Genomic DNA, 14,930 nt, shown 5'->3' on the forward strand with positions numbered 1-14,930 from the left:
GCTTTGGCAAACCATGCACGCCAAAAGTTTGAGAAAACCCATGTTTAGCGTTTAAAATCAAATAATTATATAAATTTTCAAAACAAAAAACGGTGCCTTGCGACACCGTTTTTCATGACGTTAGTGCTGTGGCCATCACTTGGCCAAAAAGGTGCGCACCTTCTCCAGATCGGCCTGGGTATCCACCCCGACCGGCGGCGCTTCAAGGGCCTGGGCGACGTGGATCTTCTCCCCGTACCAGAGCACCCGCAGCTGCTCCAGTGCCTCGACCTGCTCCAGCACGCTCGGCGCCCAGTCTACATAACGCTGGATAAAGCCGGCGCGATAGGCATAGATACCGATATGACGCTGGTAGTGGTCACCAATCTGCTCGTGACTGTTGGCAAAGCGATCCCGATCCCAGGGAATGCTGGCGCGACTGAAGTAGAGGGCGTAGCCATCCTTGTCAGTCACCACTTTCACTGCGTTCGGGTTGAACGCCTCTTCGGCATCCTTGATCGGCACCGACAGGGTCGCCATCGGCGCCGTGGCGGCGGCCAGATTATCCGCTACCTGACGAATGATGGCGGGCGGAATGAGCGGCTCATCCCCCTGCACATTGACGATGATGGTATCGGCGGCAAAGCCGTAGTGACGGCACACCTCGGCCAGACGCTCGGTGCCGGACTGGTGATCCGGTGAGGTCATGCACACCTCGACGCCGGTGCTCTGCAGTGCCTGCTGTACCCGCTCGTCATCGGTGGCAACGATCACCCGATCGGCACCTGATTGCAGAGCTTTCTCCACCACGTGCTGCACCATGGGCTTGCCATGGATATCCGCCAGCGGCTTGCCCGGCAGACGAGTTGACGCATAGCGGGCAGGAATAACGACGACGAAACTCATGACGGCAGCTCATCGCTGTTGAGCGGACGGGCACGGTTCTCCAGTAGTACCGGGATCCCCTCCTCCAGCGGATAGGCCAGCTTGTCGAAGCGGCAGACCAGCTCATGAACCGCTTTGTTGTAGTGCAGCTTACCCTTGCAGACCGGGCAGGCGATGATGTCGAGCAACTTGATGTCCAAAGCCAAAACGATACTCCTTCAACGATGTCGCGCTGGCGGCTTCATCACGCCAGCGATGGATGTCGAGCAACCAGCTATTCCATACGGGACCGCTATTGGTCCACTTCTCCCGCTCAGGCGGGAGAGATTAATCTTGCGCCCTAGTCGCGCCCTTTGCCTTCGCCCCCAGCTTGTGCAGCAGGGCATCGAGCAGGGAGGCGGGCAACTCGGCACTGACCGGCAGATACCACCAGTTATCGAGGGCAAACGGGCGGCACTTGACCGCATCCTTCTCGGTCATCAGCAGCGGCTTGCTGGCAAAGCGGCCCACCAGCTCATCCCGATCAAAGGGATGATGATCGCCGTAGGCGGCCTGCTGTTCCAGCTGATAGCCGAGCCCTTCCAGGGTGGCAAAGAAGCGGGGTGGATGACCAATCCCCGCCAACGCATCGACCGGCCCCGACAAGGGGGCGGCAAGCGGTGCATCGTCGCGCACCCGGCGCGGGGTGTCGGCGACCAGTTGCATGGGGTACTCCCCCTTGCCCGGCTCACCGCCGTTGCAGATGATGGCGTCCACCCGTTTGAGACGAGTGACCGGCTCGCGCAGCGGCCCCATGGGCAGCAAGCAGGCATTGCCGAAACGGCGGGCGCCGTCCACCACCACCAGCTCGATGTCGCGGGCCAGCGCATAGTGCTGCAGACCATCGTCGGTGATGATGATATCCACTTCACCGCTCTGCTCCAGCAGTCGTACCGCGTCGGCCCGCTTCGGAGCAACCACCACGGGGCAGCCGCAGCGCCTGGCAATCAGCACCGGCTCATCCCCCGCCTGCGCCGTGGTGCTGGTTTCATCCAGACGATAGGGGTAATGGGGCGCCTTGCCGCCATAACCACGGCTCACCACCCCGGGGCGATAGCCACGGGCTTGCAACTGCTCCACCAGCCAGACCACTACCGGCGTCTTGCCGTTGCCCCCCACCGAAATATTACCCACCACGATCACCGGCAAGGAGGCGCGATACCCCTTGCGCCAGCCGTGACGATAGGCGTAGCGGCGGCTGCCGCTGATGATGGCAAACAGCAGGGCAAAGGGGGCCAGCAACCAGCGCCAGCCACTTTTGCGATACCAGAGCCGTTCCAGCATCAGGCCTTGCTTCCCGCGTTGCCAAACTGAATAGCGCGCAGCTGGGCATAGGTGCCGCGCTGCTCCATCAATGCTTCGTGGTTCCCGCGCTCGACGATATGACCTTCGTCGATCACCAGGATCTCATCCGCCTTCTCGATGGTGGAGAGACGGTGGGCGATCACCAGCGAGGTACGGGCCTTGCAAAGCTCGTCAATGGCCGCCTGAATGTGGCGCTCGGACTCGGTATCGAGAGCTGAGGTGGCTTCATCCAGCAGCAGAACCGGCGCATCGCGCAGCAGGGCGCGGGCGATGGCAACGCGCTGGCGCTGACCGCCAGAAAGAGAGGCACCATTCTCACCAACCACGGTGTCGTACCCTTGCGGCATCTTGCTGACGAACTCGTCAGCGTGGGCGATGCGAGCGGCCTGCACGATCTGATCGCGGCTGTACTTGTCTTCTGCCGCGTAGGCGATGTTGTTGGCCACCGAGTCGTTGAACAGGTGGACATGCTGGGAGACCAGCGCGTACTGCTTGCGCAGCTCGCTCAACTTGTATTCGCGGATGTTGATGCCGTCCAGCAGGATCTCGCCCTGATCGATGTCGTAGAAGCGGGTCAACAGGCTGGCAATGGTACTCTTGCCAGAGCCGGAACGGCCCACCAGCGCCACCGATTTGCCCGCCTCCACCTTGAAGCTGACGTTGTGCAGCGCCGGGGTGTCCTTGGTCGGGTAGGTGAAGGTGACGTTGCGAAACTCGATCTCGCCGCGAGCACGCTCCAGAGTGCGGGTGCCGCTATCCTGCTCCGGCTCGGTGTCGAGCAGGCCAAACAGGCTGTGGCAGGCGGTGATGGCCCGCTGGAACTGGTTGTTGACGTCGGTCAGGCTTTTTAGCGGCTTGAGCAACATCATCATGGAGGTGATCATGACGGTAAACGTACCGGCAGTCAGGGTTGATTTGACGCTGTCAATGGTCGCGACGTAGAGGAACGCAGCCAGCGCGATGGAGGCAACCATCTGCACCACCGGGCTGCCGATGGCATCGGCGGCGACCATCTTCATGGTCTGCTGGCGCATGTTGTTGCTGACCTGGAAGAAGCGCTTCTCTTCCACCTTCTGGCCACCAAACATCAACACCTCTTTGTGCCCCTTGAGCATCTGCTCGGTGGAGGTGGTGATATCCCCTACCGCCTGCTGGATGTGACGGCTGATCTGGCGGAAACGGCGGCTGATAAGGCCGATGATGATGCCCACCAGCGGGCCAACCACCAAAAAGATCACTGACAGCTGCCAGGAGTGCCAGAACATCAGGCCGAGCAGGCCGACCACGGTCGCCCCTTCCCGCACCAGGGTCACTAGCGTGGTACTTGCCGCCGAGGAGACCTGACTCGCGTCATAGGTCACCTTGGAGAGCAGATGGCCGGTGTTCTGACGGTCGAAGAAGCTCATCGGCATCGCCACCATGTGATTGAACACCTGCTGTTGCAGACGCATCACCACGTGGTTGCCGACCCAGGCCATGCAGTAGTTGGAGAGAAAGTTGGCGACACCGCGCAAGGCCACGATGCCGAGGACGAAGAAAGGCATCCATTTCAATACGGTGCTGTCGTTGCCATTGATGCCCTGATCGATCAGCGGCTTGATGGAGTAGACAAAAGTGGTATCCACGGCGGCGTAGCCCAGCATCCCGATGATGCCACCGACCAGGCCCAGCTTGCGATCACGGACATAACCGAGCAGGCGTTTGAATACTGGCCAGCTCTCTTGTGAGGTTTCTTGTTGCATGAATAGCCGTTAGTAATGGAAATGACGGGCTATTCTAGCCAAAGCGCAGGATTACACCAAGCGCCGCCACCGATATAGCATCCCTCCACGGCAGAAATGGCGGATTATTGCTCAAACCACACTCGCGGTCGCCACCACTCGCCACTGCGTCGGTACCAAGGGCCTGAATCTCGCTCGGCAGTGACGCGCAAGCCCGCTGCGGTGGGTTCGACCAAGATCGCCCCTTGCTGACCGGTGATCCACTGGCGGGCATCCCGATAGCGGGCCACTACATCGGGACGGGGAAAGCCCCACTGATTCATAAAACCGGCGCTGTGGATCACCTCCTGCGCAGCCACCGCCGCGACAAACGGGGGCGTGGAGGAGGTGCGACTGCCATGATGGGGGCTCACCAGCAAGGTGCTGGCCAACCCCTTTCCCTCCAGTGCCACCAGCCGTTGCTCAGCCTGCCGTTCGATATCGGCGCTCAGAAGCACGCTGCGCTGCCCATCGCTGATACGCACCACGCAGCCATCGTTATTGCGCCCGCCACCGGGGCGTTCTGGCCAGAGCACTGCAAACGAGAGTCCCTGCCAGCGCCACTGTTGCCCACGCTGGCAGAGCGTTGTTCCCTCACTGAAGGGGTAAGAGGAGAGCTCGTGACGCACCGGCATGGCGCTGAGCAGTCGCTTGCGATTGCCGGCATGGTCCCGATCCTTGTGGCTGATGATGAGGCGATCGATGACCCGGATCCCCAGATGGCTTAGCTGAGGCAGGATCACAGCGTCCGCCATGTTGTAGCCTCCGGGATAGCGATCACCGGTGTCATAGAGGATGGTTCGCTCCCCCTTGCTGATCAGCACCGCCAGCCCCTGCCCCACGTCCAGCACCCGTAGTTGCCAGCGGGCAGGCGTTGGCCAGAGCGTGAGCAACAGCGCACACATCCCCGGCAGCCAGAGCCAGCGTGCCGGGCGCCACTGCGCGGCGACCCCGAGCAGCAACAGCAGGGTGCAGAGCGGCAGCCACCAGCCGGGCAGTGACCACCACAGTTGCAGTTGATCGGCCAGCCAGTTCAGAATCGTCAGCACCCACCCGAGCCCCAGATCCGCCAGCCAGAACAGGACATAGGCAAGCGAGGTGGATAGCGGCGCCAGCAGCACACCTATCAGGGCCAGCGGGATGATGGCGATACAAAAGAGCGGCACCGCCAACAGGTTGATCACCATGGCAAGGGGCGCAATCCCCTCGAACAACGCCAGTTGCAGCGGCAGCAGACCGAGCAGGAGCCAGAGCTGGATCTGCCAGAGCCCCGGCTTGTCGTGGAGATATCCCACCAGCAGCAAGATGGCCACCGCCAGAAACGAGAGCCAGAAGCCGGCCGAATAGAGTGCGAAGGGATCCCAGAGGGTCAATACCACAAAGGCCCACAGCCAGATGCGCCAGGCCGGCCACTCTCGTCGGCTCCAGCGCAGCACACTCCAAACCAGCACCATGATCAGGGCCCGCTCAGTGGCCACCGCAAACCCGGCCAACGCGCTGTAGACGGCGGCAAACAGCAGGGAGGTGATGATGGCGCCACGCAGGCCAAACAGCCTGCCCAGCCACCACCCGAGCACCGCCACCAGCGCGATGTGTTGCCCTGATATGGCGATGATATGGGTCAGGCCGCTGCCGCGAAACAGCTCCCACTGGGCATCCGTGATGCCGCTCTGCTCGCCAAAAGTGAGCGCCGCCAGCAAGGGGGCATGATCAAGTGGGCGCCAACTCTCGGTCGCCGCGCCCAACCAGCGTTCACGCCACCCCGCAGGTGCCTGTTGTATGTCGATCACCCGGCGCAAATTGCCGGTGGCGGCGATCCCCTTGCCCAGCAGCAGACGCCGACCATCCAGCCCCGCCTCGTTGGCCAGACCGTGAGCCGGTTTCAACGAGGTCACCAGGGTGATCCGGCTGCCTACTGTCATGGCTGGCAATGCCTGGTAGGCATTGACCCGGATCAAGGGCTCAGGTGTCACCGGTTGCTCGTCGAGGGTGCTCACCCGCAGCAGCAGCCGGACAAATTTATCCCCCTCGGGCTCTGCACTTTGCAGCTGTGCGGTTATCATGTGGCTCGTCTGATCGCCCAACCGCTCCAGCCAGGCCAGCCGATAGGCAAGATTGGCCTGCATCCAGAGGATGCCGAGCAGGAGAAACAGCCACCGCCAGGCACGGCAATATGCAAGGGGGATCAGCAGGGACAGCAACAGGCCCCCCCATGCGAGTGAAGGTAACCATGGCCAGAGCAGTGAGGAGCTTGCCCCCAGGGCAAACGACAACAGACGCAGATCCATGGAGCAAGTATTTAGCAAGGTTTCAATATGCCCAAACGACTCATAAAACGCTGGATGCCCGATCAGCAAACCCTGAAAGAACACAAGCACTTGCGGCTGTTCGGCAAACTGCTGCTCGATGCCAACCTCTGGCACCTCAACCGGCGATCGGCCGCCGGGGCATTTGCGGTGGGCCTCTTCATGGCTTGGGTGCCGCTTCCCTGCCAGATGCTGCTGGCCGCCGGTGGCGCCATTCTGTGCCGGGTCAATCTGCCGCTCTCGGTGGCGCTGGTCTGGCTCTCCAACCCCTTTACCATGCCGCCCCTGCTCTATGGTGCCTATCTGGTGGGTTGCCAGCTCATGGGACATTCAGCACAGCAGATAGAGATTGAGTTCACCTGGGAGTGGCTGGTCTCGGTACTGGGCACAGTGGCACCGCCGCTGTTGCTGGGCTCGCTGATCCTGGCCCTGCTCAGTTCCCTTATCGGCTACACCCTGATCCGCACCTTCTGGCGGATCAGCACAGTGCGCCAGTGGCAAAAACGCAAGATGGCCCGCCCATGCTGAGTCGCTGGTTTGCCCGCTTCAAGCTCGATCCCGATACCCTGCGCCAGCAGAAGTGGTTTGCCCTGTTTGGTGAACGACTGCTTGCCCCAGCACTCTGGCAAGGGGGAACCCGCGCCCTGAGCGGCGCGGTAGCAGCCGGGATCTTCGCCTGCTGGTTCCCCATCCCGATGCACTCGCTCATCGCAGTCGGTCTGGCGCTGGCATTCAGCCTCAACCTGCCGCTGGCACTGCTGGCAGTCTGGTTCAACAACCCGCTCACCCTCCCCTTCATGTACCTGTATGCCTATCGCACCGGCTGTCTGGTGCTGCACCAGACGCCGGAGCCTTTCCACCTCAGCTGGACCCTCCACTGGCTGGAACAGGAGGCGGCGACCCTGGTGCCCCCCTTCCTGCTCGGCAGCCTGCTGCTGGCGGTACTCACCGCCCTTAGCGGCGGCGCTCTGACCGCGCTGCTGCTGCAACTGCGCAAATGGTGGCAAGGTGCCCGCCACCACTGAGCCGCCCTTCCCCTTGTTTGGCGATCAAAAAAGCCCGTCACCAAGGTGACGGGCTTTTTTATGGCATAGTGCTGCATAGCGCCAGAGCATCAGGCGATGGGATTACAGCACCTTGGCAATGGCCTCGCAGAGGGGATCGATATTGGCGCGGGTAATACCGGCCACACTGATCCGGCCGGAGCCGACGATATAGATGGCAAATTCGCTCTTGAGGCGCTCCACCTGATCCTTGGTGAGACCGGAGAAGGAGAACATGCCGTTCTGCTCGCGGATAAAGCTGAAATCCTGGCTCACGCCGAGGGCAGCCAGCTTCTCAACCAGCAGCTCGCGCATCTCGCGAATACGCACCCGCATGGCGGCCACTTCTTCGACCCACTCGGCATATAGAGCCGGATCGCTCACCACGGCTGTGACCACAGCGGCGCCGTGTGACGGCGGGTTGGAGTAGTTGGCACGGATCACGGTCTTGACCTGAGTGAAGGCCACATCGGCGATCTCTTTGGTTGCGCTGACCAGCGTGAAGGCACCGACCCGCTCGTTGTAGAGGCCGAAGTTCTTGGAGAAAGAGCTCGCCACCAGCAGCTCGTCATGGCATTCGGCGAAGATACGCAGGCCTTCGGCATCCTCTTCGATACCACGGGCAAAACCCTGATAGGCGAAGTCAAACAGCGGCAACCAGCCGGCGGCAGCACTTTGTTTGGCCAGCGCGCGCCACTGATCGCTAGTGGGATCGATACCGGTCGGGTTGTGGCAGCAACCGTGCAGCAGCACCAGCTCACCCGGCTGCACTTCGGCCAGCGAAGCCTGCATGGCGGCAAAGTCGAGCCCCTTGGTGGCGGCGTCGTAGTACTTGTACCACTTGACGGTCAGGCCCGCGGCCTGGAATACGCTGACGTGGTTGGCCCAAGTGGGATCGGAGATCCAGATGGTCTTGGCCAGACCATTGCGCACCACAAATTCGGCCGCGATACGCAGGGCACCGGTACCGCCCGGCGCTTGGGCGGTCTTGGCACGACCGCTGGCAACCAGCGCAGAATGCTGCCCGAACAGCAGTTGCTGCACGATACGGCCATATTCGATATTGCCTTCAATACCGAGGTAGTTCTTGGTCTTCTCGTCGGTCAGCAGCTTCTGCTCGGCTTTCTTGACGCAGTGAAGAATGGGGGTGGCACCGGACTCGTCCTTGTAGATCCCTACGCCCAGATTGATCTTGTGGCTGCGAGAGTCAGCGCGGAAGGCTTCGGTCAGGCCCAGGATCGGATCCGCTGGGGCGGCAACAACCTTTTCAAACATGGTATTCCCTGTATTCCGTTGAGTTCGTTGGGTGGCAAAGCGGCTTGATAAACAAAAGCGCTCATCTGGCGAGCGCTTCGTCAACTCTTTATATCACCGCGTTCAATGGGGGAAAACCGCTTTTTGGCTCGCTTTCAGGCCAATTTCAACCAACGGCATGCCACGCTGGTGCCAGCGCGCATACCTCGGCCGACAAGCCACCATTGGACTCAACCAAACCGCTACAAACTGCTAACAATGACTTGGGGATCCGGCTCGGTTCCCAGGGCCGAGCCTCGGTCAAAGGCTGGGCATACGCACTGAGAATGGGGGCCAGATCACGGGGCAGCCACCAGCTGGCCGGACGGCCCAAGCGCTGGGCCAACGCCTGTAGCCGATCAACCCCGGCAGGGTCGAGGGCGGTGAGATGACTCCACAACACATTGGGGGGCAAGGCGGCCACCACCTGCTGTAAGGCTAGAGGAGCCGATGGAGGAGCCCACACCAGCAAGGTGCCGGGTTCAAGAGGCAGCTCGGCAAAGGCGCCGACGCTATCTGTGGTGATCACCCGCTCGATACTCCCCTCCCCCCACAGGATCTTGCCAAGACCCGCCAGGGTGCGCTCGGGCAAGGCCACCTCCCCCAGCGCCTGCAACCAGGGGGCTGCGTCGATCAGGGTACCGCCGCTGAAAAAGAGGCTGAACGGCTGGGCTGCGCGCAAGCGCAACAGCTGATCGGCACAGAGCCGGATCCCCTTGTCCTCGAAATCGATCTGCTCGTTGGGGGTGAAGTTCACTTCGCTCTTGCGATAGAGCGCCGCCAGCACCCGTTCGTTGACCTGCTCCCCCAATTGCCAGCCCTGAGCATGCAACCACTCCTCAGGCTCGGGGGGGGCGGTGGCGATCTCGGCCAACATCAGCTCGCGGGTGAGATAGCGCCGCCCGGCCGGGGTGAGCTCATAGCTGTGGCTGCCATGGGCGAGCAGCAGCTGGTTATCCTTGAGCAGGCCCACCAGCGGTTGCCACTGGCGGCCACGGATCACCACAGGTGAATGACTCAGCAACTGCTGCGCCAGCGCTCGCCATTCGGGGTGACTAAAGTCGATCAATTACAATCCATCCCTGTCAGTGCTCAATCGGATAAACAGCCTGAAAAGGTACCGTTACAGGCCGATGACGCCAAGCCTCCCGCGCCAATTACGTGACCCCGCTCCCTGCAATTTTCCCCCAAACAGAAGAGCCCACCATAGGGTGGGCTCTTCCTTGGATAACACTCGACGCTTATTCGACGTTGAGGCGCAGCTCGGCGTCGTACCAACCCAGTGGCAGGGTCAGTAGCTGATCGATCAGCTCCCGGCGATCGGATTTCTCCAGATAGGCGAGATAGAGCGGACGGCTCAGCGGCTGGCCCCCCTCCACCAGATGGAGCGCGCCCTTCTCGAGGAAGGGGCTGACCATCCGCCGTGGCAGGTAAGCAGCGCCACCATTGGCCAGCACAAACTGCAACGCCATGCTGGCGGAGCTGGAGTGCAGCACCGGGGTCTTTTGCAGGCTCTGCAAGCGGCTGGGTTGTGGCTCGAAGCTGGTGCCCCAGTCGAGATGGATGTGCGGCATCTGCATCAGGTTGTCGGCATTGGCGGCCGGATCCCGGCTCACCAGCTCGAACACCAGCTCACCGATGGGATGCAGGGCAATCTCGTCGATCTTGGTGGGCTCGGAGAGCAGGGCCAGATCGAGGGAGCGCTCCAGCAACTGGCGGCAGAGGTGCTCGCGGGAAGCCGTTTCCAGCCGCACCGCCAAGCCGGGCGCCAGCGCATAGATGTGGTTGAGCCAGTCATTGAAATCGAGCTCCCAAAACACCGCGGGCGCGCCGATGGCCAACTGCTGGCTGAATCCTGGTGAGAGCGCCACATCCTGCTTGGCACGACCAAGGGTGTGCAAGATGGCGTCTGCGTAGGGCAGCAGACGCTCACCGGAGGCGGTCAGGCGGATGTTGTTGCGATGACGGGCAAACAGACTGACACCCAGTTGCTGCTCTAGCTGGCGGATCCGGAAACTCACCGCCGACTGGGTCAGGTAGAGATTTTCAGCAGCCCGGCCAAAATGCCGGGTCTTGCTCACCTCGATAAAGGTCCGAAGCAGCTCGGTATCCATTAATCGATGGACTCGTCACTGCCACCACCGCTGCCACCACCGACATCAAAGCTGCCGCCACCGCTACTCTCTTCGCTGGCGCCGCCAACAACGGTGCAGAGGCGATGAACGCGCTTGGGACCGATCACCTTGAGGTATTTGAACCACACCTTGGCATGGGGGTTGGCACCGGCTGCGCCGGATTTGACCTGCTCGACGAAGGCGGACTCGACATCGTCACGGGGTGCAAGGTTGCCCTGGTAGAGTGCCAGCATGGCGGTACCATACTTTTCCAGACTGTCCGCTTCGGCCACAGTGAATTCGCCACTGCGACGCAGGCCACGGGGAAAATGTTTGAAGTCGTTGAAACGCTTGTCTGATTCGAAGCTCATAGTGCTCTTTTTTCTGGTTAGTTTGACCTTTGCGGGCAAGTATCATCAGGCCATCGCCGAGTGCAAAATCAATTTTCTCACTATGTTAATAAATATCTTTTATCGAAGTCACTTTGCCCCATCGCTGACGCCGATTTTGTGGCATAACACACAAAAAACGTTGATAAATAATAAACTTATGTAAACGTGCAGCCAATTTACACGTCACTTTCTGGACTGTGCAGGCAAAAATAAAGCGCCATACGGCGCTTTATTTATCACATCAGGTGAACCAGCTGAACCTTTGGTTCAAACATGCTTACTCAATCATGGCCGGTTGGGCCAGGTTGTCGGCACGCCACAGACGGTAGCGCACTTCATACTCCTGCGGCACGTAGATCACGAACGGCAGTTTTGAGTTGTAGTTCACAAAGAAGCCCTGACCGTAGATCTGGACGAAGGTCTCTTTCTGCTGGTTATCCGGGCACATCATCAGGGTGCTGATGGGGTCGGAGACCTTGCCCAGTTTCAGGTAGTTGTAGCCCCAGCCTTTGACGCTGTGCTGTTCCAGGTTGCCAGCAAAACGCGGTACGTTGCAATCAACCATCATCTTTTTGCCGACCTGCAGCTCGACCATCATGTCGGCTTCTTTTTCGACTTCAGGCAGGCGGATCACCACACGTTCCTGATTCACGTCAGCGGCTGGGAACATGCTGATATCAAATTTTTTCGGCTCGGCGGCGAAGGCATGGCCACCCAGCAACAAGGCGCCCAGCAGGCTAAAACGCAATACGGTTTTCATCTGTACCTCATGGGGTTGGTTCAACGCCGCTAGACTAACCGCTCTGCCGATTTCATGCCAGCGATCTGCTACGTAAAAACTGCGTAAAATGATGCAGATCCGGCACACCATGACGTGATCTGGCTATTTTCTGACAGGGTGCACACTACCGTCACGGGAACCTGAAACAAAAAGCGAGGCCAATTGGCCTCGCTTTGCATTCAAATGGCGCCAGAGTGCTATTTGGCCGCCTCTTGATGGGCCTTGATGACGGCCACCGCCTTGTCGGGGAAGTCGCTGAACACCCCGTCCACATCGGCCTGATAGAGGAAGATGTTAAGGAGATCGGTGAAGTCCTTGGCATAGGCCGGGATCTGCCCCTCATCCTGACGGAAGGTATAGGGGTGAACTTTCAGGCCCGCCGCGTGGGCTTCTTTTACCATGCCGGTGAAGACCGGCTTGCCCAAAGTGCCCGGCTCGGTGACGATCATCGGTTTCCACGGGCCAATCCCTTCGGCATAGCTGGCGATGGTTTTCATCGCTCCCGGCTTGAACATCCAGTCATAGTTGTAGGGGGTCGCCTTGCCCTTGGCGTCGTAGACCATGGTCTCGTTCCAGTCGGTCTCGGCCATCAGTTGCACCAGTTTCAGATCCATACCCATGGCGGGCATCAGTTCGCTGTTGATGCGCTTGAGTTCATCGGCATCGAAGCACTGCAGATAGACCTTGTCATCCTTCCCGGTGTAGCCGTACTCCTTGAGCACCTTCAGCACTGCTTTGGAGATATCCTTGCCTTCGTGACGGAACAGCCAGGGCGCCTTGATCTCCGGGTAGATGCCGATGTTCTTGCCGGTGCTCTTGTTGAGCCCCTGGATCATCTCGATCTCCTCCTGGAAGGTGTGGATCTTGAAGTCTGACTTCCAGAGCGGGAAGCGGGCCGGATAGACCGGCACCTGCTTGCCATCCACCAGCTGGAACGGCTCGGTCATGCGCAGGGAACGCACCTCGTCCAGGGTGAAATCCACCACATAATAACGGCCGTCCGGACGGGCACGGCCGGGGAAGCGCGCCGCCACATCGGTGATGCCATCGAGGAAGTGATCGTGCATCACCACCAGCTGGTCATCCTTGGTCATCACCAGATCCTGCTCCAGATAGTCGGCCCCCATGCCATAGGCCAGCGCCTTGGACTCCAGGGTATGCTCGGGCAGGTAGCCGGAAGCGCCACGGTGGGCGATCACCACCTTGCCTTCATCGGCAGCCAACACGGGTAATGAGAGGGAGGCCCCAAGGCTCAAGGCGATGAGGGAAACGGCGAGTTTTTTCATATGTGATGCTCTTTATTATTGTGTGTAGGTAATTGTTCTATCAGAGGTTTGTTTCATATTTACGGTGGGCAGCAGCGCACTGCCCACCGTCACTCATCAGCTCGCCTTGCGCAGAGCCTGATGGTATTGGTCGAGCCAGATCTGCAGCATCTGCTGCTCTGACTCGTTCAGGCGCAGCCCCAGCTTGCTGCGGCGCCAGAGGATATCATCCAGTGAACAGGCCCACTCCCGCTCGATGAGATAACGCACTTCCGACTCGTAGAGGCCGCCACCGAAGTGAATGCCGCGATCCTCTTTCAGCCAGAGACGGGCATGGGCGCCATAGGCCTCGGCAATGCGAAGGGCGCTGCGATCATCGAGCCAGTCAAACTCCAGCGCAAAGGCGCGGGCCAGCTCGCGTACCGAGCAGTCAAACTCGCCGCCGGGCAGACGGCTGGTCGCCGTCCAGTCATCCCCCATCTGGCTGAACCAGGGCTTGAGCTTGTTGCAGGCGGCCTGCGCCAGCTTGCGATAGGTGGTGAGCTTGCCGCCAAATACCGAGAGCAGCGGCGCACCGTCAGACTCGCCAGACAGTTCGAGGGTGTAGTCACGAGTCACCGCCTGCGGCGAGTCTGATTCGTCATCACAGAGCGGACGCACCCCGGCATAGGTCCAGATCACATCTTGCGGCGCAATTTGGCGAGTGAAGTGGGCGTTGACCACCTTGCACAGGTAATTGATCTCGGCCTCGCTGATCTTCGCTTCCCGCGGGCTGCCGTGATGCTCCACATCGGTGGTGCCGATGAGGGAGTAGTCCTGCTGATAAGGGATGACGAAGACGATGCGATTGTCTTCGTTTTGCAGGATATAGGCCTCTTCGCGCTCGTGGATGCGCGGCACTATCATGTGGCTGCCTTTAATAAGGCGAATGCCGCGGGGGGATTTCTCGTGCAGGCTCTCGTCATAGAAGGTCTTGACCCAGGGGCCCGCCGCATTGACCAGACCACGGCAGGTGACGGTGAACTGCTCGCCCCCTTCCCGCTCCAAAGTGAGCGTCCAGTGTTTGGAACCGCGCACTGCCTTGATGCAGCGGGTGCGGGTCTGCACGTCGGCCCCCTTGTCACGGGCCATCATGGCGTTGAGTACCACCAGCCGGGCATCGTCGACCCAGGCGTCCGAGTATTCAAACCCCTTGTTGATCCCTGCGGTCAAGCCATCTTGCGGCAGAAAGCGCACGCCACAGCTCCCCTTGAGCTTGTCGCGCTTGGCCAGATTGTCATAGAGGAACAGACCGGCGCGGATCATCCAGGCCGGACGCAGGTGCGGACGATGCGGCAGGCGAAAGCGCATGGGACGCGCAATATGAGGCGCCATACCGAGCAGCACCTCACGCTCCGCCAACGCCTCTTTCACCAGCCGGAATTCGTAATGTTCGAGATAGCGCAAACCGCCGTGGATCAGCTTGCTGGAGTTGGACGAGGTGGCAGAGGCGAGATCTTGCGCCTCAAACAGGGCAACTTTCAGGCCCCGCCCTGCCGCATCGGCTGCGATGCCGACCCCGTTGATGCCGCCACCGACGACGACCAGATCATAATGTTCGCTCATGTTCACCTACTTTCATTTTTATGATTGCTTTAACAGCAATGTTTGATTTCGCTCATTTTAGAACATGAAAATACAACAAACGAACATTTTATGGTGAAAGTGTGATCGCCACAGCCCGCCAGAGGTGGCAAAAGTGGTACGGCAGGTGAACGAATGGCGTCGG

General features: G+C 60.3%; 14 protein-coding genes. 2 read left to right on the plus strand and 12 right to left on the minus strand.

The window, feature by feature from the left end; all coding sequences use genetic code 11:
- Positions 1-135: 135 nt before the first annotated feature.
- The 5 genes from kdsB to G5367_RS03450 all read right to left on the minus strand — a co-directional run bounded on the left by kdsB (position 136) and on the right by G5367_RS03450 (position 6,256).
- Positions 136-885 carry a 3-deoxy-manno-octulosonate cytidylyltransferase gene (gene kdsB / locus G5367_RS03430; protein ID WP_421243857.1) on the minus strand — a complete coding sequence of 250 codons (750 nt, stop codon included), beginning with the start codon at positions 883-885 and terminating at the stop codon, positions 136-138.
- A complete protein-coding gene (locus tag G5367_RS03435) occupies positions 882-1,070 on the minus strand; it encodes a Trm112 family protein (protein ID WP_005347033.1) in 189 nt (62 codons plus the stop codon). The genes kdsB and G5367_RS03435 overlap by 4 nt, the downstream gene beginning before the upstream one ends.
- A gap of 121 nt (positions 1,071-1,191) precedes the next feature.
- Positions 1,192-2,187, minus strand: a complete 996-nt coding sequence (gene lpxK, locus G5367_RS03440; protein WP_337072745.1) for a tetraacyldisaccharide 4'-kinase — start codon at positions 2,185-2,187, stop codon at positions 1,192-1,194.
- Positions 2,187-3,950 (minus strand): lipid A ABC transporter ATP-binding protein/permease MsbA, encoded by a 1,764-nt coding sequence (gene msbA / locus G5367_RS03445; RefSeq protein WP_421243858.1) that lies wholly within the window; start codon positions 3,948-3,950, stop codon positions 2,187-2,189. The genes lpxK and msbA overlap by 1 nt, the downstream gene beginning before the upstream one ends.
- 104 nt (positions 3,951-4,054) lie before the next feature.
- Positions 4,055-6,256, minus strand: coding sequence for a DNA internalization-related competence protein ComEC/Rec2 (locus tag G5367_RS03450; protein WP_421243859.1), 2,202 nt, complete (start codon positions 6,254-6,256; stop codon positions 4,055-4,057).
- Positions 6,257-6,283: 27 nt separating this feature from the next.
- On the opposite strand from G5367_RS03450, the gene G5367_RS03455 reads away from it, so the two are divergent.
- Both G5367_RS03455 and G5367_RS03460 read left to right on the plus strand, forming a co-directional pair.
- Positions 6,284-6,802 (plus strand): DUF2062 domain-containing protein, encoded by a 519-nt coding sequence (locus G5367_RS03455; RefSeq protein ID WP_005347037.1) that lies wholly within the window; start codon positions 6,284-6,286, stop codon positions 6,800-6,802.
- Positions 6,796-7,299 (plus strand): DUF2062 domain-containing protein, encoded by a 504-nt coding sequence (locus G5367_RS03460; protein ID WP_236345165.1) that lies wholly within the window; start codon positions 6,796-6,798, stop codon positions 7,297-7,299. The genes G5367_RS03455 and G5367_RS03460 overlap by 7 nt, the downstream gene beginning before the upstream one ends.
- A gap of 102 nt (positions 7,300-7,401) precedes the next feature.
- Here G5367_RS03460 and G5367_RS03465 read toward each other — a convergent pair whose 3' ends face one another.
- The 7 genes from G5367_RS03465 to glpD all read right to left on the minus strand — a co-directional run bounded on the left by G5367_RS03465 (position 7,402) and on the right by glpD (position 14,767).
- Positions 7,402-8,592 (minus strand): amino acid aminotransferase, encoded by a 1,191-nt coding sequence (locus tag G5367_RS03465; protein WP_005350888.1) that lies wholly within the window; start codon positions 8,590-8,592, stop codon positions 7,402-7,404.
- A gap of 145 nt (positions 8,593-8,737) precedes the next feature.
- On the minus strand, positions 8,738-9,679 hold the full coding sequence (locus G5367_RS03470) for a hypothetical protein (protein ID WP_005347040.1): 942 nt from the start codon (positions 9,677-9,679) through the stop codon (positions 8,738-8,740).
- A 172-nt stretch (positions 9,680-9,851) separates the two neighbouring features.
- Entirely contained in the window at positions 9,852-10,724 is an 873-nt protein-coding gene (hdfR, locus tag G5367_RS03475; protein WP_421243860.1) for an HTH-type transcriptional regulator HdfR, read from the minus strand.
- Positions 10,724-11,095 (minus strand): DUF413 domain-containing protein, encoded by a 372-nt coding sequence (gene maoP / locus G5367_RS03480; RefSeq protein ID WP_005337527.1) that lies wholly within the window; start codon positions 11,093-11,095, stop codon positions 10,724-10,726. The genes hdfR and maoP overlap by 1 nt, the downstream gene beginning before the upstream one ends.
- 298 nt (positions 11,096-11,393) lie before the next feature.
- Positions 11,394-11,876: a serine protease inhibitor ecotin gene (gene eco / locus G5367_RS03485; RefSeq protein ID WP_005337529.1), complete on the minus strand. Its 483-nt coding sequence runs from the start codon at positions 11,874-11,876 to the stop codon at positions 11,394-11,396.
- Between the two features lie 218 nt (positions 11,877-12,094).
- Complete coding sequence (gene glpQ, locus G5367_RS03490) at positions 12,095-13,183, minus strand: glycerophosphodiester phosphodiesterase (protein WP_005337531.1); 1,089 nt, start codon at positions 13,181-13,183, stop codon at positions 12,095-12,097.
- Between the two features lie 96 nt (positions 13,184-13,279).
- Positions 13,280-14,767, minus strand: a complete 1,488-nt coding sequence (gene glpD, locus G5367_RS03495; protein ID WP_421243861.1) for a glycerol-3-phosphate dehydrogenase — start codon at positions 14,765-14,767, stop codon at positions 13,280-13,282.
- Positions 14,768-14,930 lie beyond the last annotated feature (163 nt).

It is taken from the genome of Aeromonas sp. 604282 (assembly GCF_049170575.1).
In the GTDB taxonomy this organism is placed as follows: Bacteria; Pseudomonadota; Gammaproteobacteria; order Enterobacterales; family Aeromonadaceae; genus Aeromonas; species Aeromonas veronii_A.